Source organism: Nodularia harveyana UHCC-0300, assembly GCF_034931085.1.
In the GTDB taxonomy this organism is placed as follows: Bacteria; Cyanobacteriota; Cyanobacteriia; order Cyanobacteriales; family Nostocaceae; genus Nodularia; species Nodularia harveyana.
The window spans coordinates 137,147-162,219 of sequence record NZ_JAYGHG010000002.1 but is presented as its reverse complement, the minus strand read 5'-3'; the positions used below and the strand labels follow the sequence as shown (position 1 = coordinate 162,219).

General features: G+C 38.8%; 28 protein-coding genes and 1 tRNA gene. 18 read left to right on the top strand and 11 right to left on the bottom strand.

From position 1 onward, the window contains the following. Positions 1 to 611: 611 nt before the first annotated feature. A tRNA-Val gene (locus VB620_RS02345) sits at positions 612 to 685 on the bottom strand. A 716-nt stretch (positions 686 to 1,401) separates the two neighbouring features. On the opposite strand from VB620_RS02345, the gene VB620_RS02340 reads away from it, so the two are divergent. From VB620_RS02340 to VB620_RS02315, 6 genes are all read left to right on the top strand, one after another. Beyond that, positions 1,402 to 3,363 carry a PAS domain-containing sensor histidine kinase gene (locus VB620_RS02340; protein ID WP_323194516.1) on the top strand — a complete coding sequence of 654 codons (1,962 nt, stop codon included), beginning with the start codon at positions 1,402 to 1,404 and terminating at the stop codon, positions 3,361 to 3,363. A gap of 7 nt (positions 3,364 to 3,370) precedes the next feature. Continuing rightward, positions 3,371 to 4,900: a hybrid sensor histidine kinase/response regulator gene (locus VB620_RS02335; RefSeq protein WP_323194515.1), complete on the top strand. Its 1,530-nt coding sequence runs from the start codon at positions 3,371 to 3,373 to the stop codon at positions 4,898 to 4,900. An 841-nt stretch (positions 4,901 to 5,741) separates the two neighbouring features. Then, positions 5,742 to 5,936, top strand: a complete 195-nt coding sequence (locus VB620_RS02330) for a heavy-metal-associated domain-containing protein (RefSeq protein ID WP_323194609.1) — start codon at positions 5,742 to 5,744, stop codon at positions 5,934 to 5,936. A 112-nt stretch (positions 5,937 to 6,048) separates the two neighbouring features. Next, entirely contained in the window at positions 6,049 to 8,322 is a 2,274-nt protein-coding gene (locus VB620_RS02325) for a heavy metal translocating P-type ATPase (RefSeq protein ID WP_323194608.1), read from the top strand. A gap of 8 nt (positions 8,323 to 8,330) precedes the next feature. After that, positions 8,331 to 8,558, top strand: a complete 228-nt coding sequence (locus tag VB620_RS02320) for a hypothetical protein (RefSeq protein WP_323194514.1) — start codon at positions 8,331 to 8,333, stop codon at positions 8,556 to 8,558. A 300-nt stretch (positions 8,559 to 8,858) separates the two neighbouring features. Further along, positions 8,859 to 9,245: a hypothetical protein gene (locus tag VB620_RS02315; protein ID WP_323194607.1), complete on the top strand. Its 387-nt coding sequence runs from the start codon at positions 8,859 to 8,861 to the stop codon at positions 9,243 to 9,245. Positions 9,246 to 9,511: 266 nt separating this feature from the next. Here the strand turns inward: VB620_RS02315 and VB620_RS02310 are convergent, their stop codons facing one another. The 3 genes from VB620_RS02310 to VB620_RS02300 form a co-directional block, all read right to left on the bottom strand. Then, entirely contained in the window at positions 9,512 to 10,774 is a 1,263-nt protein-coding gene (locus VB620_RS02310; RefSeq protein WP_323194513.1) for a glycosyltransferase family protein, read from the bottom strand. A 137-nt stretch (positions 10,775 to 10,911) separates the two neighbouring features. Next, positions 10,912 to 11,127: an antitoxin gene (locus VB620_RS02305; RefSeq protein WP_323194512.1), complete on the bottom strand. Its 216-nt coding sequence runs from the start codon at positions 11,125 to 11,127 to the stop codon at positions 10,912 to 10,914. Continuing rightward, positions 11,124 to 11,414 carry a BrnT family toxin gene (locus VB620_RS02300; protein ID WP_323194511.1) on the bottom strand — a complete coding sequence of 97 codons (291 nt, stop codon included), beginning with the start codon at positions 11,412 to 11,414 and terminating at the stop codon, positions 11,124 to 11,126. The genes VB620_RS02305 and VB620_RS02300 overlap by 4 nt, the downstream gene beginning before the upstream one ends. Positions 11,415 to 11,682: 268 nt before the next feature. On the opposite strand from VB620_RS02300, the gene VB620_RS02295 reads away from it, so the two are divergent. Next, complete coding sequence (locus VB620_RS02295) at positions 11,683 to 11,898, top strand: hypothetical protein (protein WP_323194510.1); 216 nt, start codon at positions 11,683 to 11,685, stop codon at positions 11,896 to 11,898. Between the two features lie 227 nt (positions 11,899 to 12,125). Here the strand turns inward: VB620_RS02295 and VB620_RS02290 are convergent, their stop codons facing one another. From VB620_RS02290 to VB620_RS02275, 4 genes are all read right to left on the bottom strand, one after another. Beyond that, positions 12,126 to 12,440: a hypothetical protein gene (locus VB620_RS02290; protein ID WP_323194509.1), complete on the bottom strand. Its 315-nt coding sequence runs from the start codon at positions 12,438 to 12,440 to the stop codon at positions 12,126 to 12,128. A 290-nt stretch (positions 12,441 to 12,730) separates the two neighbouring features. Continuing rightward, on the bottom strand, positions 12,731 to 12,934 hold the full coding sequence (locus VB620_RS02285; protein ID WP_323194508.1) for a hypothetical protein: 204 nt from the start codon (positions 12,932 to 12,934) through the stop codon (positions 12,731 to 12,733). A gap of 156 nt (positions 12,935 to 13,090) precedes the next feature. Further along, the gene (locus tag VB620_RS02280) at positions 13,091 to 13,339 is read right to left on the bottom strand and encodes a hypothetical protein (protein WP_323194507.1); all 249 of its coding nucleotides are present in this window, start codon (positions 13,337 to 13,339) and stop codon (positions 13,091 to 13,093) included. Further along, positions 13,308 to 13,583 (bottom strand): BrnT family toxin, encoded by a 276-nt coding sequence (locus VB620_RS02275; RefSeq protein ID WP_323194506.1) that lies wholly within the window; start codon positions 13,581 to 13,583, stop codon positions 13,308 to 13,310. The genes VB620_RS02280 and VB620_RS02275 overlap by 32 nt, the downstream gene beginning before the upstream one ends. 241 nt (positions 13,584 to 13,824) lie before the next feature. On the opposite strand from VB620_RS02275, the gene VB620_RS02270 reads away from it, so the two are divergent. Both VB620_RS02270 and VB620_RS02265 read left to right on the top strand, forming a co-directional pair. Further along, a complete protein-coding gene (locus tag VB620_RS02270; protein ID WP_323194505.1) occupies positions 13,825 to 14,100 on the top strand; it encodes a hypothetical protein in 276 nt (91 codons plus the stop codon). Continuing rightward, positions 14,079 to 14,498 carry a type II toxin-antitoxin system VapC family toxin gene (locus VB620_RS02265; RefSeq protein ID WP_323194504.1) on the top strand — a complete coding sequence of 140 codons (420 nt, stop codon included), beginning with the start codon at positions 14,079 to 14,081 and terminating at the stop codon, positions 14,496 to 14,498. Before VB620_RS02270 ends, VB620_RS02265 begins: the two co-directional genes overlap by 22 nt. 92 nt (positions 14,499 to 14,590) lie before the next feature. Here the strand turns inward: VB620_RS02265 and VB620_RS02260 are convergent, their stop codons facing one another. Both VB620_RS02260 and VB620_RS02255 read right to left on the bottom strand, forming a co-directional pair. Then, positions 14,591 to 14,824: a ribbon-helix-helix domain-containing protein gene (locus tag VB620_RS02260; protein WP_323194503.1), complete on the bottom strand. Its 234-nt coding sequence runs from the start codon at positions 14,822 to 14,824 to the stop codon at positions 14,591 to 14,593. A gap of 107 nt (positions 14,825 to 14,931) precedes the next feature. Beyond that, positions 14,932 to 15,507, bottom strand: coding sequence for a Uma2 family endonuclease (locus VB620_RS02255; protein WP_323194502.1), 576 nt, complete (start codon positions 15,505 to 15,507; stop codon positions 14,932 to 14,934). 412 nt (positions 15,508 to 15,919) lie between these two features. Here VB620_RS02255 and VB620_RS02250 point away from each other — a divergent pair, with 412 nt between their 5' ends. The 8 genes from VB620_RS02250 (at position 15,920) to VB620_RS02215 (ending at position 21,827) form a co-directional block, all read left to right on the top strand. Next, positions 15,920 to 19,906 carry a magnesium chelatase subunit H gene (locus VB620_RS02250; protein WP_323194501.1) on the top strand — a complete coding sequence of 1,329 codons (3,987 nt, stop codon included), beginning with the start codon at positions 15,920 to 15,922 and terminating at the stop codon, positions 19,904 to 19,906. A gap of 209 nt (positions 19,907 to 20,115) precedes the next feature. Then, the gene (locus VB620_RS02245) at positions 20,116 to 20,259 is read left to right on the top strand and encodes a hypothetical protein (protein WP_323194500.1); all 144 of its coding nucleotides are present in this window, start codon (positions 20,116 to 20,118) and stop codon (positions 20,257 to 20,259) included. After that, positions 20,246 to 20,506 carry a type II toxin-antitoxin system HicA family toxin gene (locus tag VB620_RS02240; RefSeq protein WP_323194499.1) on the top strand — a complete coding sequence of 87 codons (261 nt, stop codon included), beginning with the start codon at positions 20,246 to 20,248 and terminating at the stop codon, positions 20,504 to 20,506. Before VB620_RS02245 ends, VB620_RS02240 begins: the two co-directional genes overlap by 14 nt. A gap of 93 nt (positions 20,507 to 20,599) precedes the next feature. Continuing rightward, positions 20,600 to 20,938 carry a type II toxin-antitoxin system HicB family antitoxin gene (locus VB620_RS02235; RefSeq protein WP_323194498.1) on the top strand — a complete coding sequence of 113 codons (339 nt, stop codon included), beginning with the start codon at positions 20,600 to 20,602 and terminating at the stop codon, positions 20,936 to 20,938. Positions 20,939 to 20,946: 8 nt separating this feature from the next. After that, a complete protein-coding gene (locus VB620_RS02230) occupies positions 20,947 to 21,117 on the top strand; it encodes a Uma2 family endonuclease (protein WP_323194497.1) in 171 nt (56 codons plus the stop codon). A 36-nt stretch (positions 21,118 to 21,153) separates the two neighbouring features. After that, positions 21,154 to 21,315, top strand: a complete 162-nt coding sequence (locus tag VB620_RS02225) for an element excision factor XisH family protein (protein WP_323194606.1) — start codon at positions 21,154 to 21,156, stop codon at positions 21,313 to 21,315. Then, positions 21,303 to 21,638 carry a XisI protein gene (locus VB620_RS02220; RefSeq protein ID WP_323194496.1) on the top strand — a complete coding sequence of 112 codons (336 nt, stop codon included), beginning with the start codon at positions 21,303 to 21,305 and terminating at the stop codon, positions 21,636 to 21,638. Before VB620_RS02225 ends, VB620_RS02220 begins: the two co-directional genes overlap by 13 nt. Before the next feature lie 21 nt (positions 21,639 to 21,659). Then, a complete protein-coding gene (locus VB620_RS02215; RefSeq protein ID WP_323194495.1) occupies positions 21,660 to 21,827 on the top strand; it encodes a helix-turn-helix transcriptional regulator in 168 nt (55 codons plus the stop codon). 147 nt (positions 21,828 to 21,974) lie between these two features. On the opposite strand, the gene VB620_RS02210 is transcribed toward VB620_RS02215, so the two are convergent. Continuing rightward, entirely contained in the window at positions 21,975 to 22,211 is a 237-nt protein-coding gene (locus VB620_RS02210) for a hypothetical protein (RefSeq protein ID WP_323194494.1), read from the bottom strand. A gap of 280 nt (positions 22,212 to 22,491) precedes the next feature. Between VB620_RS02210 and VB620_RS02205 the strand changes: the two genes are divergently transcribed. Beyond that, the gene (locus tag VB620_RS02205) at positions 22,492 to 24,993 is read left to right on the top strand and encodes a lamin tail domain-containing protein (RefSeq protein ID WP_323194493.1); all 2,502 of its coding nucleotides are present in this window, start codon (positions 22,492 to 22,494) and stop codon (positions 24,991 to 24,993) included. Positions 24,994 to 25,073: the final 80 nt, after the last annotated feature.

Sequence of the window (25,073 nt, the reverse complement as noted above, 5' to 3'; positions counted from 1 at the left end):
CTGCATAATAAAAATTAGGCAAAGAAAACGTTAATTCCTTGCAACTAGCAGAATCTACTGTATTTCTAGATGACGAGTCGTTGAATACGAATCCCCAATAGAGAAGGGTTAGATCACAAAAATCTAAAAATTTTGTCTAAAAAACTGAGATCAATCGTAAATTTTATTTTTCGTCAACTTAAATGGGATTAAAAATAGCTTACAGCTTGATCGGCCAATATTGTCCATTCACAATCATAAATATGAAATAAATATTAAATTGCTTCTATAGATAAAAGGTTATACCTATTATGTAAAATTTATTATAAGTACTATTGTCATAGGCAAAACTTATAGAAAATCATCTCTTGCACCTGCAATAAGGGAAGCATAAACAACCAAATCACAAGACTCTGAGCTTTAGCAGTCTTGCTTGGAAAGGATAACGCTGATCAAAAACTATCTGGCTAACCGGATGGAAATGTGCGGCTAGCCAAAGGAATCGATGGATGACTGCTATGTCAAGCCAGTTTTTGATCTCAAACCATCAATAACCTTGGTAACGAGATTTATAGACAGACCTCTGATGGGATTATACAGGCTAACCTGTGATATTTGATTTGTTCTTTGAATGGACGTAACTGGATTCGAACCAGTGACCTCTACGATGTCAACGTAGCGCTCTAACCAACTGAGCTATACGTCCTTAACCACACGGATACTTAACATAACATATATTTCACAGGAAAGCAAATATTATTTTTGGCGTTCTCAGTTAGAGTATATATACTTAAGGTCGCTGCACTCTGTGCAATGTTGGTAACATTAGTTTTTTTACCTCTGCTTCCCATAAAAATACAGTGGATATTTACATACCTCCTCGTCCTAAAGAAGCGAGGATTCCTTGACACTTCGCTGGAACACGCCACAAGTGGTCTTATCGTCCCTCCATGTCCGTTTAAAGTCTCCCAATGCCCTATGGCGACTATGCCCAAATTTTAACATAAAGCCGTCCTAGAACGCGATGCACTGAGCAGTTCGACCCTTCGACAGGCTCAGGGCATCGCAGGCTCACTGTATCACCTGTCGAAGTGACGGGGCTTGTATCCTATTATTTTCGGTCAGTAACTAAATCCATACATAATCCTTTTTATCCTAGATTGTAAGTAACTGTGAATAGTGAAAAATTGTACAAACCATCCTTAAGAATTGTAGTATCTAGCACTAAGTAGGTAAGCTTATTTTTCAGAGTAAATGAACATTTACAACTTGAAATGAAAGTTAAAAAAAAACTAAAAATTACCAGCAATGGCTTGGCTTACGTTGAAATACGAGGCTATATTAATTTAATAGCAATAAATATTACAGAATAAATTGCACCCTAAATAATCGCCCTGATTCAGGAAGAGAGGCATCCGAATAATGGAATTTTTAGATATTTTTTTTTCCAGGGAATTTATTCCTCATGGACACTGCTATCTGTGGAAACCAGGATTAGTATGGTTACACGTTATTTCTGATTCGTTAATTGCCATTGCTTATTATTCTATTCCCATGATGCTGGTTTATTTTGTCCGTAAACGACAAGATGTGCCTTTTGTGGGAATACTATTAATGTTTAGTACATTTATTATTGCTTGCGGTACTACTCATTTAATGAATGTGTGGACACTTTGGTTTCCTACTTATTGGTTATCAGGATTAATTAAAGCTATCACCGCCTTTGTGTCTGTTTTGACAGCTATAGAACTATTACCATTGATACCTAAAGCCTTGGCGCTACCAAGTCCGGCTCAACTGGAAGCCGCAAACTGTCAACTAGCAAAGGAAATTGCAGAACGCAAACGCACAGAAGAAATATTAAGAGAAAGTGAGCAACGTTGGGAGTTAGCTTTACGCGGTAATAATGATGGTATTTGGGACTGGAATGTGAAAACGAATGAGGTTTTCTTCTCCACTCGCTGGAAAGAAATGCTTGGTTATCAGGAAAATGACGTTTCTCACTATTTAGATGAAACTATGATGCGGGTACATCCCGATGACCGCAATGGGGTGATGAAAGCAGTTGAAAATCACTTTGCTAAGATTACACCATTTTATACTCATGAACATCGGCTTTTATGTAAAGATGGTAATTACAAATGGATTTTAGATCGGGGTCAAGCCTTGTGGGATGAAAATAGTAATGTAGTCCGGATGGTGGGTTCATATACTGATATTACTGAACGGAAGGAAGCGGAAAAGGCTTTAAGTAATCTACTCAAGGAACTAGAAACTAGAGTTGAAGAACGGACAGTAGAGTTAACACAAATCAATAATTCACTAGCAGCAGAAATTACTGAGCGACAGCGAATAGAGCAAGCATTAAGAGAAAGTGAAGAGCGATTCCGGGCTGCATTTACCCAAGCGGCTGTTGGTATTGCTCATGTCGGTATAAATGGACAGTGGCTATTAGTTAATCAAAAGCTTTGTGATATTTTCGGCTATACATCTGAAGAACTATATGGGCGCACTTTTCAAGATATTAGCTATGCGGATGATCTGGCAGATGATCTGAATTATATTAAGCAGATATTATCAGGGGAAATTACCAATTATTCTCTGGAAAAACGCTATTTTCGGAAAAATGGTTCCCTGGTTTGGGCTAATATCACAGTATCTTTAATTAGGGAATCTACTGGTGAACCAAAATATTTTATTTCTGTAGTTGAAGATATTAGCGATCGCAAGCAAGCACAAGATAAAATAAAAGCATCACTTTTAGAAAAAGAAGTGCTGTTAAAAGAGATTTACCATCGAGTCAAAAATAATTTACAGGTTATTTCTAGCCTACTCAACCTGCAATCTGGATATATTGATAATGAGGAATATATGCTGGTATTTCAGCAAAGTCAGCAGCGTATAGCTTCAATGGCTTTGGTTCATGAAAAAATGTATCGTTCAGCAGATTTAGCGAAGATTAATTTAAGAGAATATGTCGAAGATTTAGTTTCTAGTCTATACAGTTTTTACGACTTTAATAGCAATATGATTAGTATAAATATTAATATTGATCATGAAATAGCCCTGGGCTTAGATACAGCAATACCTTGTAGTTTAATTATTAATGAACTAGTTTCTAATGCTTTTAAGCACGCATTTGTTGGGAGGAAAGAGGGTGAAGTTAATATTGATATTAATAGACATTCGGAGAACAAACTTTTACTAATAGTTAAGGATAATGGTATTGGTTTACCTCCAAACTTTGACTTTCAAAATACAGCCTCATTAGGTTGGGAACTGATAGATGCTTTAAGCAGTCAACTTTCGGGAGATATCAATATTAAAAGCGATATTGGAGTAGAATTTAAATTAGATTTCCCTTATATTTTAGATGAAACTTGATGAGATTATGATGAATTCAAAAATTTTAATAGTTGAAGATGAAGCGATTGTTGCTAAAGATTTACGTAATCGGCTGAAAAAATTTGGTTATGTGGTTCCTGCTGTCGCTCATTCAGGAGAAGAAGCAATTAAGAAAGCTCTAGAATTTTGCCCAGATTTAATCCTAATGGATATTAGTTTAAAGGGGAAAATGGATGGTATAGAGGCGGCCTATGAAATTCATAAGTATTTAGATATCCCTATTATCTATCTCACAGCTTATGCAGATGATCAAACTTTAACCCGTGCCAAAATAACAGATCATTTTGGCTATTTACTCAAACCTTTTAAAGAAAGAGAACTACAAATCAATATTGAGATATCTCTGAATCAATATCAACTAAAAAAGCAATTAACAACCAATCAAAAATGGTTATCTACACTGCTTAACAGTATCAGCGATGGTGTAATTTCTAGCGACTTGCAGCAATTTGTCACTTTTATGAATCCTGTTGCTGAAAGTCTCATAGGTTGGAAACAAGAAGAAGCTTGTGGAAGACATTTATCTGAAGTATTCAATATTGCTCACGCAGTAACACACGAACCAGTGAAACTTGAAATGACAAAGGTTTTGCAAGATGGTGTTATTGTTAATTTACCAGTAGAAACTGTTCTGCTTGCTAAAAATGGGGCAGAAATTCCTATTGATAATAGCTTTGCACCAATCAAAGATGATCAAGATCAAATTATTGGGTCAGTGTTGGTTTTTCGAGATGTGACTGAGCGCGAACAGGTTATTAAGGCTCGTCAAAAGGAAGTTGAACAAGAGCAACTTTTAGTACAGCTATCGGAAATTAATCGACTTAAAAATGAGTTCTTAAGTTTATTTTCCCACGAATTGCGATCGCCCCTGACTAATATGAAGGTGATCATTAAAATGTTACAAACATCTTTCGTCTCTCCAGATAATCAGCGCTATTTAGCTATGTTATCAGAAGAGTGCGATCGGGAAATGAGACTAATCAATGATTTATTAGATTTACAAAAGTTAGAAACTCAAGGCTCTGTAGCAATTAACACAGATGTCTTGGTATTGGAACAGTTCATACCTTGGGTTATTTCCCCGTTTAAAGTTCGCGCTCAAGAAAATGAGCAAACTTTACAGTTAAATCTTCCTTCAAATCTACCGACACTCTTATCCGACCCTACTAGCTTAGAGCGGATATTAGGAGAGTTAATCCATAATGCTTGCAAATATACTCCCAGTGGTGGAGATATTATCCTCAGTATAGATCATAATTCCGCAGAAATACCCCCAAAAACTGTAATCACTCTTCGTAATTCTGTAGAAATTCCTACAGAAAAATTACCCCGAATTTTTGATAAATTCTATCGCCTTCCTAATGCAGATATTCGGAATCAAGGTGGTACAGGATTAGGGTTATCGATAGTACAGAAGTTAGTGGAACAACTCCAAGGAATCATCGAAGTTGAAAGTAGCGCCGGATGGACAACCTTCAGGGTAATATTGCATGATTTAGTTATTTCTAGCAGTTAGTAAATTTGTCTGAAATCAACTATCTTATGGAGGAAATAAATAATCAGATTAATTTTTAATTCTCTATCAGATTTATCTGGTTATTGTCTTATCATATAACAACATAATTGAATAGATACTTTAGGAAGATGACTCTAATACAAACTAGGTTTAGATTTATTTTAGTATGTCGAATAACTGCTTTCTATGGAGGTTTAGCATTTGGCTAAACCTTTTTTATGCTTTCAAAGTCAATACATATCAAGTTGTCAAATATGTATAAATGTCCTATGGGATAATGAAATATAGAAATAGTAATCTTAAATTATACTTTAGTAATTTGTTAAGGAAAACAATAATCGAGGTTTGCTTTATACTAAAACTTTTTTATGATTCCAACAGCACTGTTTATCAGATTTTTTGTTATTTGCATACATCCTTTAGGAGGATGAACTAATGGCATAGACAGTTTAAATTACTATTGTTGTAGTAAATGCTTGGTATATATAAGGGCTTGGATAAACCAAGCCTTTTTTTTGAAAGCTTAGTCAAATAATATCAAGTGGGTATGAATATTTTTATTAAAATATATTTCCGTTGTTTTCCCTGTAGGTATACAAAGTAAAATCCAAAGAACTTGCGTCAATTAGTGAACGGTTTAATTTTAAAATTTGTAAATTCTGATAGACTCTCCAGTTGAGTAGAGAGTTTAGGATAAATATCAGGTAAATCTGCGCTAGGAGTCAGTAAAAGTAAAAGTGACGCGCTGACCATAGTGGAAATTCACCTCTACAGCCCCACAGAGATGGCTGAGTTAGATTTGCCGGATTTGTATAGTTCTTTAATTCCATATCGTAAATTTATGACACTCAAACTCACAGTTCCCAATATGGCTTGTTCTGCTTGTGCGAACAATATTACTAATGCAGTTAAGGCTGTTGATGCCAATGCTACCATTCAAGCTGATCCTGAAACCAAGTTGGTGAGCGTAGAAACTCAAGCATCAGAAGCTGCAATTAAGGATGCTTTGGCTGCTGCTGGCTATCCAGTGGCTTAAAAATATCAGCTGTTGCACATTTATAGCTGGGTATTAGGGACTCTACTCAGTTGCAAACTAAATGTGTTTCAGCTGATGAATGCAATTTCTGCTCTACACTGGTTTACTTAGTATGGATACTCTGACTCTGAAGCTGCGAGGTATGAGTTGCGCCTCCTGTGCGAATAATATTGATGAAGCAATTCGGCTGGTTCCTGGGGTGATTGACTGTAATGTTAATTTTGCTGCGGAACAGGCGACAATTAGTTATGACTCAAAACGCACTGATGTAGAGACAATCCAAACTGCTATTGATGGTGTGGGATATTCTTCTTCTCCGCTTCAAGAAAATGTATTGGCTGGAGAAGATGAGACGCAGAAAGAAATTAAGTTAGCCGAAGAAAGGGAAATGATCCGCAAGGTGATTGCTGCTTGTGCGATCGCTATAATTATGTTTGTGGGTTCTATCCCGATGATGACTGGGCTACACCTGCCGTTTATTCCCGCCTTTCTGCATAATAATTGGGTGCAGTTAGTGTTGACTACCCCTGTGCAGTTTTGGTGTGGTGGGAGTTTTTACGTGAATGGCTGGAAAGCCTTAAAACACCGGACAGCCACGATGGATACGCTGATATCAGTGGGGACAGGTGCAGCATTTCTCTATTCTGTGTTTGTGACTCTGTTTCCTGGATTTTTGATATCTCAGGGTTTAATTCCTCATGTCTATTATGAGGTGGCGGTGATTGTGATTGCTTTAATTTTGCTGGGGCGATTATTAGAACATCGCGCTAGGGGAAAAACTTCGGAAGCTATTCATAAACTGATTGGACTACAACCTAAAACTGCAAGGGTAATCCGTGATGATGGGGAAATTGATCTTCCCATTACCGATGTGAGAATCAATGATGTGATTTTGGTGCGCCCTGGGGAAAAGATTCCTGTAGATGGTGAGGTGATTAGTGGTGCTTCTACGGTAGATGAGGCGATGGTGACTGGTGAAAGTTTAGCTGTGCAGAAGCAAGCAGGTGATGAGGTAATTGGGGCGACGATTAACAAAACTGGGAGTTTTCAGTTTCGGGCGACACGGGTGGGAAAGGATACGTTTTTGGCGCAAATTGTCAAACTTGTACAGGAAGCACAGGGTTCCAAAGCGCCGATTCAAAGATTAGCAGATCAAGTTACGGGGTGGTTTGTCCCTGTTGTGATGGCGATCGCAATTGCTACTTTTGTGATTTGGTTTGACTTTATGGGTAACTTTACCCTCGCAATCATGACAACGGTGGGTGTGTTAATTATCGCCTGTCCTTGTGCTTTGGGTCTAGCGACTCCGACATCAATTATGGTGGGGACTGGCAAAGGTGCGGAAAATGGTATTTTAATTAAGGATGCCCAAAGCTTAGAGCTAGCACACAAAATTCAAACTATTGTTCTCGATAAAACCGGGACTTTAACTGAAGGAAATCCCACGGTTACAGACTTTGTATCTGCCAATGGTACAGCTAATCACAATGAACTCCAGCTTTTACAGTTGGTGGCGGCGGTGGAACGTAATTCTGAGCATCCCTTAGCCGAGGCGGTGGTAAAATATGCCCAATCCCAAGGGGCGAGTTTAACTGAGGCGAATGACTTTGCTGCTGTGGCTGGTTGTGGTGTTCAAGCTATGGTTGCAGAAAAGTTGGTACAAATTGGGACAGAACGCTGGATGGGGGAATTGGGAATTAATACTGATGATCTCCAGGAATATCAACTAGCCTGGGAATCGGCAGGGAAGACTGTAATTTTAATGGCTGTAGATGGGGAAATTCAAGGGGTGATGGCGATCGCAGATGCTCTCAAACCTTCTTCGGCAGCAGCAGTAAAAACACTGCAAAAGTTAGGTTTAGAAGTAGTAATGTTAACTGGAGATAATCGCCAAACTGCGGAGGCGATCGCCCAAGAAGTTGGTATTCAGCGAGTTTTCCCAGAGGTACGCCCAGAGCAAAAAGCCGCAATGATTCAATCTCTGCAAGGGGAAGGAGGAAAAGTTGTGGCGATGGTGGGAGATGGGATTAATGATGCACCTGCACTCGCACAAGCAGACGTAGGAATTGCCATTGGGACGGGAACTGATGTGGCGATCGCTGCTAGTGATATTACTCTGATTTCTGGAGATTTACAAGGCATCGTCACCGCCATTCAACTCAGCCGGGCTACCATTAACAACATTCGCCAAAACCTGTTCTTTGCCTTTATTTACAACATCATCGGCATTCCGATAGCTGCGGGAATCCTGTTTCCTTTCTTTGGTTGGTTACTCAATCCCATTATCGCCGGGGCTGCAATGGCCTTATCTTCTATCTCTGTGGTGACGAACGCTCTGAGATTACGCAAATTTAAACCAAAAGTCCTCTCTGTAACTGTACAATAATTCCACCAATGTTCAACAAAAATATACTTTGGGCTAGTTTGACAGCCTTCAGTCTATCTCTAGGAACTGCATCAGCAGCAATTCCACCCGGTGAAACTCAGCCATTTCAAGCCATCGAGCAACCTTTGGGATTGAAAATTGGTGTCACTGTTGGCGGTTTAGCCTTAATTGGTTTAGAGCTATGGTGGTTTCTGTTTAGTAAATCATCAGCAGCAACCAATGGCAAACAAGAGTAGTGAATTTTGGAGAGGGAAGCGATCGCAGTTCCGTATAGTAGGGTATAGCGATCGCTTGATTGATTGATCCCTAGCCACAGGGATCGATCATCAAAATTGTAATTCTCTTTTGGGCATAAATGATTGCAGTGGCCAGCCCCTCATCTGCCCTAAATCCCGGTTCAGCTTAGGCAAAACTCTTTCTCTGACTCGGTTTTACATCTCCCCTGCGATTTGGAAACTCTTGGCCTCTGTGCTTTCTGCTTCCCTAACTTATCAGTAAATTCTGGATTAAAATTGCTTAGAACAGATAAATTTGTGATGATTACTGAAATTTTTCCCTTCCGTTTTGAGGTCAACACCGTAGCGATCGCAGGTGCAACTTTATGGTCATTGGCGTTATACTTAGCCTTTTCCTCAGTGCGGGAAAAGATCATTGATCTGTTAAATCGTTGGTTTAATTTTGCCGAGCGATCGCTTTATACCAGCCAAACCGAATTTGAAAAGACACGGGAAGCCAGAGAATCCCAAAACGCTTTTTACGCCTCACTACTTAGTATTCTTCCCTTTCTTTTAACTGGCGCTTTATCCAACTGGCTGATCGATATTAGCTTAGGACGCAGTTGGGGCATCAGCATGGGTATAATGGCTTGTATTATTTGCGGTGTCTATGAACTAGGTAGACAAAATGCTAGTTTTCCCGATTAAACCCCCAAACGCGAACCCTACTACACAAACAAAAGTTCCCCTAAATTTCCTTCTTCCTTCTTCCTTCTTCCTTCTTCCTTCTCCCAAGGGGAGACGCTACGCGAACGTGTCCTTCGTGTCCTTCTCCCAAAGGGAGAGGCTAGCGCCAACGTGGTTCGTTCCTCCTAATATTTCAGCGCATCCTTAACACAGAATTAGTGTAAATATAACCACGACTTTTCATTAAACCCAGGTCGCTGGATTTCGTTTAGATGGTTCCGCAAATTCTAGTCACCAGGGCTAATTGATAAAACCTCAGTTACTAAACTGACTAACCTTTCGGCTGCACCACTTTCTCCCCTGACACTGCGTAATTTTGCCCTAATTGCTGCCAATTTTTCAGGATGATTCAAAAAGTCCAAAACCATTTCTCCTACCTCTGGCGGCTGGAGTTTACCCACTAATTCTGGTACTATCTCCTCCTGCGCCCAGATATTCGGCCATGCTAATAAACCTTTATTCCTTAATACCAGCCAGTTAATCACCTTAGCGAAACTAGAACCAACTCCCGGTAAATTAGCTAATAGTCCCGGTAAACCATCCCAAGAACGCATCGCATCAAGTTGTTGTGTCGGTATCATCACAATCATCGGTACAGCTAAAGCACCGAGTTCAGCTGTGTTCGCCCCGACAGTGGTTAAACAGATAGCACATTGGGATAGGATTTCATAGGCGGGATTTTCTCTGCACAACTCCACGCACAAACCCTTTTCAGTTTGCAAAACCGGCGGCTCAGACTCCACTAAACTAGCTGAAAATCCACCAAATATCTGCACCAAAGGATTTTTTTCAGAGTCCGCAAAACTAGCTAAAGTTTGTAAATCCAATGTTGGCGCAACGGGAATCACAAATTTGGTTTCGGGTCTTCGGGCGTGAATATATTCTGCGATCGCCAAAGATAATGGTACACCTTGAGCTAATTTTGCCGCCTTCGACCCAGGAAGTAAACCAATTATTTCAGTTTTGGGGTCAGAATCAGGAGTGGAAATCTGCTCAAGTTTCTGCGCCTCTAGCATTAAATCTCCCACAACCGTGAATTTATGAGCATATTTAGGGGAAACTTTTTCTGCAACTTTACCTTGCATTACTGCGAAACGGTCAATCAAATTATGCCAACGTGCATCCCATTCCGCGTAAACCACTGTGGAATAGCCGAGTTTTTTACCAATGACTACGGGAAAAATTTGATCACCACCCAAGAAAACCACCACACCGCGATCGCGCCAGTCCCAATTTTCCGCAGTCTTACCCCACAGCAAAAACTGCCAAAAATCCTCTGCTGCTTGGACTCTATCTACTTCTGGATAGGAAAGGGCGATCGCCCCTTCCTTACCCGTAGCATTTGGACAAGGAGACAAAACCACAGAAATCCTCACCACAGCAGGATCATCCCCTAATTCTTGCCGCAAAGCCTTAACAACAGGACGCACCCAAGTAGTCACCTCACCGGGTCCATTCGAGAGAATCACAATATCAACTGGTTTAGTCATTAGTCATGGGGTTTTGAAATCACGTAATATCATTTTCATACATGAAATCAGCAACGCCTACAAAAAGTTCATTAATGAAATTTAACGCACCTTAGCAAGAGGGGCGATCGCACTCCCAACTTATTCCTAAATGGCGATTAATTGTTGCTTTCCATTAACGATAATTTGCGTTTATTTTCCATACATTCACGCAGATAAAGATTAATTAAATTCAAATAAGAAATACCTGTTTCTTGAGCTATTTCTTCAAAGTATTGAATAATCTCCTTTTCTAAATCAATTGTAACTTGTTCTTTTAATTCTTTAGAATAGGGATTTTTAACAGATGTAGAAAAATCATAATTTTCTCTCATAGGAACTCCTGATATTGTTTTTGTTCTAGTTTATTTGCTTTTCTAGCTGAAATAATCCGAATTATTGTATCATTTTCTCGATAACAATGACAAACAACTAAAAGGCGATAATAAACACTGATTCCTAATAAAATAAATCTATCTTCACCTTGAGAATGATCGGGATCATAAATTAAACGAGCATTATCATCAACAAAGGCAGATTTTGCTTCTTCAAAAGAAATTCCATGTTTTTGAATATTACTCTCGGCTTTTTGTGAATCCCAAGTAAATTCCAACTTATTCATTATTATACTAAATTTAAAATTTCTATTCCTAAAATTTACATTATGATTATGCCACAAGTTATAGATTATTCAGGCGATCTCTCACAAGTACCACAATTTTCGGCGATCGCAATTCCAACTTATACTTAAATGGCGATCGCAGTGGATTAGTAAAATTACGGAATTTACGCTATAAAATACGGTTAACCGTATGGCTGATGTATTATTTTTTATCTAGAATAGGGATAGTAAATAACAAATCAAACTAAAGTAGGTGCAAATTATTATTGTGAAAGACTTTGACAAATATAAATTAATTGGCAAAAAATTAGATGATGCAATTCAGATTTTACAAAATGAGATATCAGAAGAATATGAGCTAAGAACTTCACTTTATGACGGTACTGATGATAGCAAGCGTCATACAAAGCCATTAAAAAAACCTATTATTCTTTTATTGCATAGAGACAATATAGTTAAGTGGGTAGAGATTTATTGTAATTAATGAACTTGCCAAAATAGAAATTACAGTTACAGGAGATTAAATAAAAGTTCACACCCTTAACTGTTGATGTACAACGGTTAAGGGTTTATTTTATCATTGATCATTTATCGCACTACCTCCATCTACCTCCATTTTAGGCGATCGCTCTCCCAACTTATTCCTAAATGGCGATCGCACTCAAACGACGAATAAAGCCAACAAGTGAAAATTTATACCACTTAAAATCTTTAAGGAAAGCAGTGGAGGCATTTATTGATGGCATATTCGGCTATTAAATCGCCTGTTTCAAGATCATAAACTGGCACAGAGAAACCATCACGTAATTTATGAATTTCAAGAACTCCAATGTTAACAAGACCTATAAAGTCTTCTAAATTAGAAAGTACGAGGTTATGAGATCCTAGAAATTTATCCGAACCCACAAGATGAAGTTCTTGGGTGTCCGGATTTAAGATGTAGTCGAATCCTATATCTTGAAATTCTCGGTATATCTTTGAATTTTTTAATTGTTTGCCGTAAAGTCGCTTCCTAAGATTATTCATTATCTTCTCTCTCTTTTCTCTTTATTACAAGGATGTGCAATGTTGAGCAACAAGTGTAGGTCTATCTAGTTATTATACAAAAATCTTTTGTATAAAACCACATGGTAAGCATTACGGGCGAGTCTTCTCAAGTTATGCAGAAATTTTCTTGCTTGATAATATCTCTATCAGCGCACTATACAGAAAAATTGAGCGGTAAGCGATCGCGCTATCTTAGCCTGACACGTAATTGCCCTATCCAGTTAGAACTAGATAGGACAAGATTAAGTGGAAAAACGCGATGAATTTACCTAACCTTTAAAGACTCGATAAATTCCATAGCCAGCAAGACCTGCTAATGCGCCAACTGCCGCCCCAACAGGACCTGCTGCCGCTCCAAAACCTGCACCGCCACCAACCATACCAGCCGCAGTCACACCAGTTACAGCAACTACACCATATCCTGCTGCCGCACCAGCACCTGCTGCACCCGCAGCTTTTGCCGCTTCATCCATAATTTCCCTCCTAACAGTAAATCAATTTTATTGGACAAAATTATAGTTCCCAAAACTGAGGACTAACTGCACAATTGAGGCAAGCGATCGCCCAACTTATTTCTCAATGGCGATACCTACGGCGATGGAAGCTATCGCTTTCTAGGAGAGCGATTTTTAACTCTCGGTTATCGGCTTCTGTCTTTGGGCGACTTGCATAAGCAGCCGAAGTGCTTCATTAACCGCGTCACTTGTTGGAAATGCTTGAGCAACATCAGGATCGAGCAACACTACATTCGTTCCTGTCCTGTAGCGTTCGACATATTTTCCTTTAACGCCACCCTTCATCTTACTAAAATCATACTCAGGACGTAACTCGTCCCCTAGCTCTTGATTACTCTCCATCTTCGTAAAATCTCCGCTCATTTCGGGTTGCCTCTCGTGCGCTGATAATCCGAACGCCATCTGCTCGATCTGTGTGAGATACAATTAAGATGCGAGCCTCACTAGATAATCCAATAATAACGTAACGCTCCTCACTGAAAGAATGATCTGGGTCAGAGAATGTCACAGATAAAGAATCGTTGAAAACGGTAGATGCTTCATTGAATGAAACACCATGCTTTTTCAAGTTTAAGTTTGCTTTATCTGGATTCCACTCAAATTGCATCTAAATAAAACTTGTTACGGTGCTTCTAAAATCTAAGTTTAATATCAAATTTAAATACTAAAATCTAATTAACCTTAAAAAGGTGCGTTACATTTCATTAACGTACCCTACAAGATAGGCGAACTGCTTGCAGCAGCGCTTCGCTATCGCTCTCCCAATATCCCCAATTTTAGGCGAAGTTAATAAAATTGCACTTATTTGTTATAATATTATTTGTGGTTAATAAGAGATAAATTATCTTGTGAAATCTACATTTAACTGGAATCCAGAACAGACTTTACTCGAAAAACTTATCAATCTGGCTAGTAAACGTGGTCAATCACCAGAATCAATTATTAGTGAAGCTGTCAGATCATACCTGGAAATCCAATCACTAGAAACAGTTAATGATGCTGTATCTGATCCATTAATTGGCTTATTTGCAGCCACACCTGATTTAGCTCTTAATTCCGAAGAGATTCTCCAAAATGATGTGACAGAAAAATCAGGTTGGACATGGAAAGAACCCCAGCAGTAGCTGATACTGGCTTTGTTGTAGCATTGTTGAATCGTTTGGATACAATGCACAATAGTGTAGCACCAGTATATGTACAACAAAAACAAATTTTATTGCCACAAACAGTATTAGCAGAAGTGGCTTATTTAGTAGGACGTAATGCAGGTTCAGCAACATTAGTCGCTTTCTTAAAAGGAATATCTGCAAGTAGATTTATTTTAGTAGCTTTGACCGATCAAGATTTAGTGCGTGTTGCGGAAATTTTGGATGAATATGCAGATAGTCGGATTGATTTTGTAGATGCAAGCGTTATGGCTATAGCTGAACGTTTTAATATTAAAAGAATATTGACTTTAGATCAGCGAGATTTTAGATTATTTCGACCTCAGCATTCTGATTGTTTTGAAATTTTGCCTTGAAGAAAAGAATAGTTAATTAATATATAAGCGCGATCGCACCCCAACATCCCTAAACAGCGATCGCACTGTTTTCTATTCCACCTTCACCAGCGTTAGATATTGTCAGTGTTAACTCCCATCACATTACTATTGCCAGTAATATTGCCACCCTCAAGTGTGCCAATTAGAATATTTTTGTCGGATCTGCTCTGTTGTCGCAAATACCCTGCTTCACGAATCGCTTTTCTTAGAGCTTCGTTGGGAGTTACATGATCCTGTTCTGCAAGTTGCTCAAGGATATCGATCTCCTCATCTGAAAGCTCAATAGTAAGTTGGAATAATGTCATTTTCCCTCTTTTTAGATGTTCAAAAGCGAATATATCAATGCGTTTAGGTCAAGCATTCAATCCGATTGAGATGAACTTCATGAGAACACGCCTCAAAGGAGCTTATTCTACCAAATCATCCCCAAATGTAAAACAAAACCCTTTAAAACATCTTCCCCCGAAACCATAGCAGGAGAATCCAAAACCTCAACCTCTTTTCCCGGTCTATAAATCTCCACTTGACGAGATTTCCGATTAATTAATATCCCCAAACGCACACCATTATCTATATATTCCTGCATCTTTTCCTGTGTAGTCTTCAAACTATCACTAGGAGAAAGTAACTCAATTACAAAATCAGGAGAAATGGGAGGAAACTTTTGTTTTTCTTCATCACTTAAAGCATTCCATCTTTCTAACTTGATCCAAGAGGCATCAGGAGAACGATCTGCACCATTTGGTAACTTAAAACAAGTAGAAGAATCAAAAACTATACCCTTCTGATTTTGATCATTCCAAATCCAAAGTTGAGCAGTAATACCCGCATTACGATTTCCCGTTTCTCCTCCCGTTGGTGGCATAATTATTAACTCTCCATTTGCATTTCTTTCAAATCTCAATTCCGGGTTATTTTGACATAGGTGAAAAAACTGCTCATCAGTCATTTCTATTAATGATTTCAAATTGACAGTTAAAGCATTCATGGTCATATCCTCATTGAATGTTCAGGGAGAAAATTTAACTATCTCATATCCTATTTTATATTATTAGTTACTAATTAATAGCTTTATTTTGTCATACTCTTGGAGTTCCTGGTGTCAAATAGAACTACAAAATGTCAAATTTGCTGAATAATTCCGTTATTTAATAACTAAGTAATTATTTAGCTATGTAAACAAAATTTAAAATCAGGTGAGAGAATCTGCATTCTTTGTTAAGATTTGCTAATAATTATGTTGTTTTCTATATCATTTTGTGTCAGATATAGGATAAAACCCCCACAGAATCAGAGTTTTCTGCTAAAAAACTCTTATTGCCGAAAATAATTGAAGTTACAAACGGCCATATCAGCCATGATGAACTTCACGAGAACACGCCTCAAAGGAGCCTATCTGAATGTTCACCCAGGTCAAGTCCACAATTAGACATATTGCACCTGACGATTTACGGGGACGTAAGTTAATCAAGGTCGTTTACATTGTCCTTGAGTCCCAATATCAAAGTTCTTTATCGCAAGCAGTGCGGGAAATTAACGCTAATCATCCCAGCGTAGCGATAGAAATTAGCGGTTACTTGATTGAAGAACTACGCAACTCAGACAATTATGAGGACTTCAAGCGCGATATAGCCACCGCTAATATATTCATTGCTTCTCTAATTTTTATTGAAGACCTAGCACAAAAAGTAGTTGCGGCGGTTGAACCCCATCGTGATAACCTAGACGTATCGGTTGTCTTTCCCTCAATGCCCGAAGTAATGCGCCTCAATAAAATGGGTAGCTTCTCTTTGGCGCAATTAGGACAATCGAAGAGTGTTATCGCCAACTTCATGAAGAAGCGCAAAGAAAAATCTGGCGCTGGTTTCCAAGATGGAATGCTGAAGTTGCTGCGAACCCTTCCCCAAGTGCTGAAATTCCTCCCCATTGATAAAGCACAAGACGCGCGTAACTTCATGCTGAGTTTTCAGTATTGGTTAGGTGGTTCAGCCGAAAACCTGGAAAACTTCCTATTAATGTTGGCTGATAAATACGTCCTCAAAGGGGAAGACAAAGAAAAATTAGCTGCTGCTGAATATGAAGCACCAGTTGTTTATCCTGACATGGGTATTTGGCATCCTCTAGCGCCAAATATGTTTGAAGATGTGCGAGAATACCTGAATTGGTATGATGTCCGCAGGGATATTTCCCGAAACCTCAAAGATCCCCTCGCACCATGCGTAGGTTTGGTTTTACAAAGAACTCACCTTGTTACCGGAGATGATGCACATTATGTAGCAATTGTCCAGGAATTAGAATCATTAGGTGCAAGAGTTCTCCCTGTCTTTGCTGGTGGTTTGGATTTCTCTAAACCAATAGAAGCTTATTTCTATGAACCTACAACTAAATTACAGTTAGTAGATGCGGTTGTTTCCTTAACTGGTTTCGCTTTGGTGGGTGGACCCGCTAGACAAGATCATCCTAAAGCTATAGAAGCATTAAAACGCCTCAACCGTCCCTACATGGTGGCTTTACCTTTGGTCTTCCAAACCACCGAAGAATGGCTAGAAAGCGATTTAGGTTTACATCCCATTCAAGTAGCTTTACAAATTGCTATTCCTGAACTTGACGGCGCAATTGAGCCAATCATATTATCAGGTAAAGATGGGGCAACAGGTAAGGCGATCGCACTCCAAGATAGAGTAGAAATCGTAGCTCAACGGGCATTAAAATGGGCTAACCTGCGACGCAAACCCAAATTAATCAAAAAAGTCGCCATCACCGTTTTCAGCTTCCCCCCCGATAAAGGTAACGTGGGAACTGCTGCATATTTAGACGTATTCGGTTCTATTCATGAAGTCATGAAAGGACTGAGAAACAACGGTTACGATGTCCAAGACATCCCCGAAACCGCGCAAGAGTTGATGGAACAAGTCATCCACGACGCACAAGCACAGTACGCAAGTCCTGAACTCAACATTGCTTACAAAATGTCAGTCCCCGAATATGAAGCACTGACACCATACTCCCAACGCTTAGAAGAAAACTGGGGACCACCTCCCGGAAACCTCAACAGCGATGGACAAAACCTCTTAGTTTATGGTAAGCAATTCGGTAACGTCTTCATTGGTGTGCAACCCACCTTTGGTTATGAAGGCGACCCCATGCGCTTATTATTCTCCCGTTCCGCTAGTCCGCACCACGGTTTTGCAGCGTACTACACCTACCTAGAAAGGATTTGGGGCGCTGATGCTGTGTTACACTTTGGTACACACGGCTCGTTGGAATTTATGCCTGGTAAGCAAATGGGGATGTCTGGTGATTGTTACCCAGACCAACTAATTGGCACAATTCCTAACCTGTATTATTACGCAGCTAATAACCCCAGTGAAGCGACAATTGCTAAACGTCGCAGTTATGCAGAAACCATTTCTTACCTCACACCACCTGCGGAAAATGCCGGTTTGTACAAAGGTTTGAAAGAACTGGGTGAGTTAATTGCTTCTTACCAAACTTTGAAAGATAGTGGACGCGGTGTTTCCATTATTAACGCTATCATAGACAAAGCCCGTATCGTCAATCTGGATCAAGATATTCACTTACCAGACACTGATGCTAAGGATATGAAACCCGAAGAACGGGATAATGTCGTTGGTAGCGTTTATCGCAAGTTGATGGAAATAGAATCCCGCTTGTTACCATGTGGACTACACGTAATTGGTAAACCACCGACAGCAGAAGAAGCGATCGCAACTTTGGTAAATATTGCTAGTCTAGATCGTGAAGAAGATGATATCATCGGTCTACCCAGCATTATTGCTCAGAGTCTGGGACGCAACATTGAAGATATCTACAGAAGTAACGATGCCGGCATTTTAGCTGATGTGCAGTTATTACAAGATATCACCCAAGCTACCCGCGCAGCAGTCACAGCCTTAGTCCAAGAACAAATTGATGCAGAAGGTAGAGTTTCCCTAGTTTCCAAGTTGAACTTCTTCAACATGGGTAAAAGAGAACCTTGGGTAGAATCTCTATATCAATCAGGTTTTAACAACGTTGACACCTCTGCGTTAAAACCCCTGTTTGAATATTTGGAATTTTGCTTAAAACAAGTTTGTGCAGATAACGAACTCGGTGGACTTCTCCAAGGTTTGGAAGGTGAATATATTTTACCAGGACCCGGTGGCGACCCCATCCGTAACCCTGACGTATTGCCCACAGGTAAAAATATACACGCCCTAGACCCCCAATCTATCCCCACATCTGCGGCTGTTCAATCAGCGAAAGTTGTTGTTGATAGGCTGTTAGAACGGAATAAAGCAGAAAACGAAGGTAACTGGCCAGAAACCATCGCCTGTGTCCTCTGGGGTACAGATAACATCAAAACCTACGGGGAATCACTGGCACAAATTATGTGGATGATTGGTGTGCGTCCAGTTCCCGATGCTTTGGGACGGGTGAATAAGTTGGAATTGATATCCTTGGAAGAATTGGGTCGTCCGAGAATTGACGTAGTAATTAACTGTTCTGGTGTCTTCCGTGACCTGTTCATTAACCAAATGAACCTCCTTGACCAAGGTGTGAAAATGGCCGCAGAAGCAGATGAACCTGTGGAAATGAACTTTGTCCGCAAGCACGCTGTGAAGCAAGCAGAGGAAATGGGAATAAATCTGCGTCAAGCAGCAACCCGTGTTTTCTCCAACGCTTCCGGTTCTTATTCTTCTAACATCAACTTAGCGGTGGAGAATAGCACTTGGGATAGTGAAGCGGAATTGCAAGAAATGTATTTGAAACGCAAATCTTTCTCTTTCAATTCTGATAATCCTGGTGTAATGGATGAGTCGAGGGAGATTTTTGAAACTTCCTTGCAAACTGCTGATGCAACTTTCCAAAATCTGGATTCTTCAGAAATCAGTTTAACAGATGTTTCTCACTATTTTGACTCTGACCCCACCAAGTTAGTTGCAAGTCTGCGTAAAGATGGGAAGAAACCAGCTTCTTACATTGCAGATACAACTACCGCGAATGCACAGGTGAGAAGTCTATCAGAAACTGTGCGTTTGGATGCGCGGACTAAGTTATTAAATCCCAAATGGTATGAGGGGATGTTGTCTCACGGTTACGAAGGTGTGCGCGAACTTTCTAAACGGTTGGTAAATACCACTGGTTGGAGTGCGACTGCTGGCGCTGTGGATAACTGGGTTTATGAGGACACGAACGAAACCTTCATCAAAGATGAGGAAATGCAGAAACGTCTGATGAATCTCAATCCTCATTCTTTCCGCAAGATTGTTTCTACTTTGTTGGAAGTCAATGGTCGCGGTTATTGGGAGACGAGCGAGGAGAATTTAGACAAGTTGAGAGAGTTGTATCAGGAGGTAGAAAATCGGATTGAAGGAATTGATTAAAAATTCTCAGTCTAGATAACGCGTAGCAAGTTTAGGGACATGGATATCTGTGTCCCTATTTTTTATGTATTTATGATGATAAATTAATCACCCAGAGTAACCAACTGTTTTGAGATTATTCTTTTAGTTGACCTATTGATATCACAATATGATATCATAATAGTGAGGTCGTAACCAATTACAAATTAAAGAAAGGTGTTAACAAAACAATGAAACATTCTGGAAAACTAGGTTCAACGCTTTTAAACTTGATATGTGATGTTAGTAGCTTTATTGAAAGGTTACAACTTTCTCTCGCTTGGCTGGCTTATGAACCAGTAGTAACATCACCGGGGAGTAATGAATCTAAATAGTAAACAAAGAAAAACTTTAGAATTAATTTTTACAAATCCTGTACCAGCAAACATTATTTGGCAAGATATAGAAAATTTATTTGCAGCTTTGGGTGCTGATATTAGTCAAGGTAGCGGTTCAAGAGTTAGAGTTAAATTAAATGATGTTAGAGGTTATTTTCATGAACCACATCCAGAAAAAGAAACCGATAAAGGAGCGGTTAAATCAGTGAGAGAATTTTTGACAAAAGCAGGAGTTGAACCATAATTAGTTGATTTATAATTAGTCCATATTGAAGATTTGGGGTAATTCCAAAAATTGCCCCTACCACAATAAAATCTAGTTGAGGTTATTAGAGTTATGTTGACTTATAAAGGATATACAGCATCAATTGAAGTAGATGTAGAAGCAGGAATACTTTTTGGTCGTGTTCTTGATATTAATGATGTAATTACTTTTAAAGCGAAAACTGTAGAAGAAGCACGTCAAGAATTTGAAACTTCTATTGATGGTTATTTAGCTTTTTGTGAAGAATTAGGAGAAGAACCGGATAAACCTTTTTCCGGTAAATTACCATTTCGTACAACTCCAGAACATCATCGGAAAATTTTTATTGCAGCTAAAAAAGCTGGAAAAAGTATCAATGCTTGGATGGATGAAATTTTGACTAATGCTGCTGAAAAATCAGTCAAAGCATAGATTATTATATGGATAATATAACGTTGTATCTACCTCCAATAATTCAAATAACTCATGATCAATTTTTTGAATTATGTCAAATTAATGAGTTAATCAAAATTGAACGCAATGCTGATGGTAGTCTGATATTAAAACCTTTATTGGGCGGTATATCTAGCAATATTAATGCAGAGAATTAATTATGATCATACTCGTCAGAAAAAAACAAGAATCCAATTCTTCTAGATCCTCTTCAAATCCCTCATTTACCAGTTCCTTTAACGACTTACAAAACATTTTTTCAACTTGATTTTCCCAAAGATATGATATCAGAGAATCAGTTAAAAATGCTTGTTTATGATGTAGAGCAAGAGGTAATTTTTAAATGGATACATTAACTAGATATCGCCAGCTTGTACAAGAAATATTACAGGAATATAGTAAGCAAAGACCAGCTTACGGCAATATAGAAGTTGAGACAATTTTTGATACAGTACGTGACCATTATCAAATAGTTAATGTTGGTTGGGAAGGTCAAAATTGGGTACATAGTTGTATCATTCATATTGATATTAAAGGTGATAAAATTTGGCTGCAATGGAATGGTACAGAAGATGATATTGCTGCTAATTTGGTAGCTGCGGGAGTTCCCAAGGATGATATTGTGTTAGGTTTTCAGTCTCCTTTTATGAGGCAGTTTACAGAATATGCTGTAAGTTAAAATATTTAAGGAGTATTGATTATGAATAATTTGCAAGATATTACTCAAGATAGATTAGTAAGACCAATACATCCAGGTGAAGTAATTGCAGATATTTTAGATGATTTAGATATTAATCCTAGCAATTTTGCAGAAATTTTAGGAGTATCGAATCAAACAATTCAGAAAATTATTAATGGTGAAAAATAAATTACTGTGTAAATTTTTTGTACCAAACCGAAGGCGATCGCCTGTGCTAGAATCAAGCAAATAAATTGTAGACTTCGGGGAAACGGGAGCGGTTCAATCAAAAAACCAGATTAAAGCATGAGTGTCTAGGACATATTTCATAATATATTATGACCAGTCTAGGCTATCCTCAGTATCCCCATGAAATTCAGTAATTTCAAAATCCGCTTCCTCTGACTGATGATTTCCAGAAAACATACCAAACTGTATTTTTTTGGTGATTTTTTGGTGATTTTTTGGTGATTTTAAAAAGGTGACAATAACAAGACTTTCTGAGATATCAGATGGTAATTCTTTAAGTTCTACTTTACCATCTTTGTAAATTCCTTCAATTGCTTGCAACATACTTTTACTATCAGAAAATTTGGCTGATGTTATTACCTTAACTCAACTGTACACCATATATAAGTCATCGCTCTTTTGAGATGTGAGAATGCGTTAGCGAAACTGACCGAAGGTATCGCTTTTTGGGGTGTGGGGATGTGCGATCGCGCCAGCGCTAAATTATTAATTCGCTGTTGATGTCTAATTTACCACATTAATTCTTTTTTAAATTATCCAAATAATAGTGTCATTAGTAGTAATATCACTTAGGAAAATCAATTTATTTACATACATAATTACCATGACGACTTCATTTTCATGTCTGCTTACAGCGAAAAAAAACATATCGGAAATTAAAGGGACATTATCTAATGCAACTATAGATAATCAAGGACCAAAAGGTAACACATCAGTACACATTACTGGTGCAGATGATTCCTTTGTTTCCTTTGGTACTGAGATTGGTCAATTTGGCAGCAACGATTTTACCGTAGCTTTTTGGGTGCAGACAAGTGAATCCCATCGGTACTTTGATATAGCAGGAAACCGTACAGCCGGGTCTCATGGCAACTTTTTCTGTATTCGGATGACCGGTAAACATGAATCACGACCAGCTGGTATAATTTCAGTAGAAGTAGATCAAGATCAGAATGGTACTAACTATATAGCTGTAGACAGTAAAACTGCTGGGTTCAATGATGGCAAATGGCATCATATAGTAGTAGTACGCCAAGGTACATCTCTGAAACTTTATATTGACGGAGTAGTTTCAGGCAATACTACAGGCAAAGGAGTAACCAATATTGCTAATGGTAACGCTTTTAAACTAGGCCGTTCTCTTGCAGGATTTGAGAATAAATTTGCAGCTAACGCTCGATATAGTGGTTTTAGTGTTTACGACACAGCCTTGAATGAGAGTGATATCTCCAGCTTATTTTCTGGTGATGAAACCACCGTACCTGCTCTGATAGGTATTGGTATGGGTAATCAATTATGGACAAGAAAGACCTTAACCAGCAACTGGGAACATATTCCTAACAGTGGTGCAGTCTTAGGAATTACAGCCATGCCAGACGGTACTATCGTTGGTATTGGCATGAATAATCAACTATGGACAAGAAAAACCTTAACCAGCAACTGGGAACATATTCCTAACAGTGGTGCAGTCTTAGGAATTACAGCCATGCCAGACGGTACTATCGTTGGTATCGGTATGGATAATCAACTATGGACAAGAAAGACCTTAACCAGCAACTGGGAACATATTCCTAACAGTGGTGCAGTCTTAGGAATTACAGCCATGCCAGACGGTACTATAGTTGGTATTGGCATGAATAATCAACTATGGACAAGAAAAACCTTAACCAGCAACTGGGAACATATTCCTAACAGTGGTTCTGTTTTGGGGATTACAGTCATGCCAGACGGTACTATCGTTGGTATCGGTATGGATAATCAACTATGGACAAGAAAAACCTTAACCAGCAACTGGGAACATATTCCTAACAGTGGTTCTGTTTTGGGGATTGTATCTTATTCAGGTGTAGCAGCATCTGCTTCCAGTGTTGCAAATTTAATATCAGGAACAAAGATTAAACTCAAGTCGTGGAAAGGAGATTATTTACATCGTCCTGACTCACAACAAGGTGTGACAACTTGGAATACTGGTATTGGTAATGAGTGGGTTGTCGAGTTAATTGGTGACAACAAAATTAAACTGAAGTCGTGGAAAGGGGATTATTTACATCGTCCTGACTCACAACAAGGTGTGACAACTTGGGGTACTGGTATTGGTAATGAGTGGGTTGTCGAGTTAATTGGTGACAACAAAATTAAACTGAAGTCGTGGAAAGGGGATTATTTGCATCGTCCTGACTCACAACAAGGTGTGACAACTTGGGGTACTGGTATTGGTAATGAATGGGGACTGGAAGTTATTTCTACAGATGCTGAATTTATTAAACCCGCACCAGAACCAACACCAGAAACACCAGTTACTGACTCAGACGAATTTACCACCACTGCAACTCAAGGTGTAACTATTTCCAAATTAGTTCATAAAGGTCAAGTCAAACGGACTCAATCGGATGAATATATAGAGATTAGCAACACTGATAAGACTCCATCTGATATTTCTGGTTGGAAAATCACCTCTGCTGGTAGTTCTAAACAAGTATTCACTTTCCCAGAAGGTACTATTTTAGAAGGTGGAAAAAGTTTCTGTGTTTACACAAATGAAGTACATCCTGAAACTGGTGGTTTCTCCTTTGGTAGTAAAAGCGCAATTTGGAATGATGCTGGAGACGAAGCTAAACTTTTTGATGCAGCAGGAAACAATGTTTCTACTTTAGCTTATGGTAGAAATACAGTAGCCGGAATCAAAAAAGAATTCAAAGTTCCGGAATTAAAGTTTGTTGCTACCTATAATGCAGTTAACAAACAAATGTCTTTAGGTGGAAAAGTCACATTTACCGAAGCTGTATCCTTAGCAATTCAGAGTTTTCTGGAAGATGACAATGAGATTGAAAGTCCTTTAGGATTAATTATGAATGATCCTGGTTCTTTTGACTTAACTGGTGATGTTACTAAAGCAATGGCTACTGAAAAAGTGCGTTCTTATCTGAACGAAGGTGGGGTATTGACTTTATATCCTACTGCTGAACTTAGCACCGCAGAAAATGGCGAAACTGTAGAAGAAAATTGGATTTTTGAGCTATCATTACCAGCAATGGGTGATACAATTTTTTGGGCAATTGTACCCCGTTCAGGTGAAGAAAAGGTCTATAACTACGGTTTTTCATAATCGGTTTCATAGTTAAAAGTTATCTGATTAAGGCGTTACTGAATTAAGAGTATGATTTTTATTCACGCAGAGTCGTAGAG